Consider the following 2,814-nt stretch of genomic DNA (forward strand, 5'->3'; position numbering starts at 1 on the left):
GTAAACGTCCGGTGATCATCACCTAGATATTGATATTCCAAGGCAATAATTGTTCTATGTCTGGCTCAGGCTGACAAAGCTCATCGAGGCAATGCATGATGTAATCAAATGGCGTTAAGCCGTTGGATCTTGCTGTTTCGATGATGCTGTATAGGTGAGCGCTTGCTATTGCGCCGCGTGAGGTTTGGCTAAACATCCAGTTCTTACGGCCAATAACAAATGGTTTGATAGCACGCTCGGCGCGGTTATTGTCGATATTAAGCTGACCATTTTCAAGGTAAACTATAAGTTTATGCCATTGATTAGCGAGATAGGTTGCTGCCTCTGCTAACTTGGTTTTCCCGACTAAACGTGGCTGGTTTTGCTCTAGCCATTTATGCAGTTTATCGATAATAGGTTTCGCTTGCTCTTGCCTTATTTCATGCTTTTGTTCTGGTGTTTTATCGTTGAGTTTTGATTCAATGCCGTACAGTTTTTGAATAAGACTCAAGACTACGTCGGCTTTGCCTGTCTTGTTTTTACCCTGCACGTGTTTTGCTTCTATAAATTTACGACGTGCATGGGCCCAGCAACCAACTAGTGTTGATTGCGTTTGTGCATACGCTTGATAACCATCAACCTGTAAATAGCCCGAATAGCCATCCAGATAATTAAGCACACAGGAAGCTGCCCGACTGTTTTGATAGTCGTAAAGCACAATGTTTGGTATTGGGTTGTGTTTATTTATAGCCGATGGCGAATCCGTGCCGGTACAATATAGCCACATGTAACTTTTTACTTTGTCGGCGTTGACCACATTGACCGTCGTTTCATCGGCATGTATCGCAGGCTGTTTAAGTAACGCGTGTTTCAGTCGTTGTATCAGCGGTTCAAACAAGGTAGCGGATGCGACGAGTACCCAGTCACTCATGGTTTTACGGCTAAGCTCAATGCCGTATTGCTTGAACATCGACTCTTGTCTGTGCAGTGGCAGTGCATATTGATATTTGCTGGTGATGATTTGACTTAACAAACTGGACGTGGCCATGCCTTTGTTGATGGCCATGTTTGGCATCTTGGCTTGTTTAATACTGTTATTCGACCCTGACTTATCACATTCACGACACGCGTACTTTGGGCGAATATGCTCAATGACTTTTATCTTTGCGGGGACGAAGTCGAGCTTTTCGCTGACGTCTTCACCCATTTTATGCAATTCATTACCACAGCAGTTACACAACTTGTCTTCTTCGGCAATGTCATGAATCACTTGCTCACGGGGTAAGTCTTTGGGTAATGGTTTGCGCTTTGGTGTTTTGCGAGTGTAGCTAATCTCTTGCGTAGCAAGCTCATCAGGTTGCTCAATGATGTCTTCGGCTTCATTAAACAATTCACCTTGTGCGTCAAAGACTTCGGCACTTTTACCAAATTGTTTTTGTTGCGCTAGGCGGAATTGCTCCTCTAGATACCGGTTTCTCGCAGTCGCTTGCGCTAACTTTTCAGCGTGCTCTACCAACAGCTTTTTAAGCAACGCCGGATCGTTTGGAAGGCGGTTAACATCAATATTCATCCTTTTATTTTATAATGTTTTTTACCGTAAACTAGCTTAATGCGATGGTTAATATTGATCCCGCGACGATCTAAATAATGCTAGCGTTTTCGATGTTGATTTGTTGATGCCCTATGACATCATACCCAGATAATAACCAGTGTAATTGTTGCTCGGTTAAGTTTAGGGTGTCGGCGCTGAGGTTTTTCGGCCATTTAAATTTGTGCTTATCGAGGCGTTTATACCACAGGGCAAAGCCTGTGTTATCCCAATACAATATCTTCAGCTTATCTCGGCTTTTATTACAAAAAACAAACACGGCACCGGATAGCACTGACAGTTCGAGTTCACTTTCAACAATGGCCGCTAAGCCATTAATGGATTTTCTGAAGTCGACAAACTGATTGCAAAGGTACACGTCGGGCACATCAATAAACATGTTCATGCTTGCAGCGCCTTTATTAAATTAGCCACCCATGTAGGCTCAGATGAGGTTGGTATAGTTAAATGAGTTTCACCATGAGATAACGTGATTGAGGCATTCACTTTATGGGGAATGGCTTTGTTTTGCACTTTCACCAATTTAGGTGCTTTTGCAGCGTCTTGTAACTTAGACCGATATTTATAAAAGTTTGAAGTGGGTAACATGTTTTCTTTACAAAATGCGACAATAGATAAGCCGCTGGTTTGTTGCTGCTCAATCAATTTTTGCCAGTCATTAAGGGTTCTTTTTTGCATAATACCTCCAGTAGAAACAGACGGTATTTTCAATTAATTAAATCCACTCTGCTAGGTGTCGTTGCTCGGACGCTTACTCACTTTTCCAGACTTTATGGTATTCCTCTACAAGCCAACGGTGCTCATAGTAGGTGATGATAGCTAAGGCGTCTTCTTTGCTGGTGACTGGTTCACTGGTTAATAGGTGCCAGCTTAAGCCGTTCTTAGCGTTTCCTCGCTCTGTACAGCCGACATAGTAAACTGGGAGGGAGTGTCCTTTCTTATTGTAAGGCGCTTTGAGTGTCACTGGCGCATAGGTGATATCCAGTGTTGCGCTTCGGGCTTTTCTTCCTCCTTTTTGTGCAATGTGGATGTGTTTGGTGCCTGCACTCATCAGCTCGCTTGCAAACGCATAGAGCTTATCCTCACCTTCTTCAATATGACGACTTTGCATCGAGCGTACGACGAATCGTTGCTGCTCGGTCAGTTTATACTGCAAGTATTCGTAGATGTCCGCTTCGCGGTCACACACCGATATCACGTTCGCCATTTGTCCTTGCAGCCGCTCT

At 43.6% G+C, this 2,814-nt stretch carries 3 protein-coding genes and 1 pseudogene; all 4 read right to left on the minus strand.

Features of this window, described 5'->3' with window-relative positions:
• Positions 1-22: 22 nt before the first annotated feature.
• Positions 23-1,549: an IS66 family transposase gene (locus L655_RS0107130; protein ID WP_024603932.1), complete on the minus strand. Its 1,527-nt coding sequence runs from the start codon at positions 1,547-1,549 to the stop codon at positions 23-25.
• A gap of 70 nt (positions 1,550-1,619) precedes the next feature.
• Positions 1,620-1,973, minus strand: coding sequence for an IS66 family insertion sequence element accessory protein TnpB (tnpB, locus tag L655_RS0107135; protein ID WP_024596033.1), 354 nt, complete (start codon positions 1,971-1,973; stop codon positions 1,620-1,622).
• On the minus strand, positions 1,970-2,266 hold the full coding sequence (locus L655_RS01000000125280) for a hypothetical protein (protein ID WP_024596032.1): 297 nt from the start codon (positions 2,264-2,266) through the stop codon (positions 1,970-1,972). Before L655_RS01000000125280 ends, tnpB begins: the two co-directional genes overlap by 4 nt.
• A 79-nt stretch (positions 2,267-2,345) precedes the next feature.
• Positions 2,346-2,814, minus strand: a pseudogene (locus tag L655_RS0107145) (IS4 family transposase); the annotation flags it as partial.

It is taken from the genome of Pseudoalteromonas sp. TAE79, assembly GCF_000498015.1.
Taxonomy (GTDB): domain Bacteria; phylum Pseudomonadota; class Gammaproteobacteria; order Enterobacterales; family Alteromonadaceae; genus Pseudoalteromonas.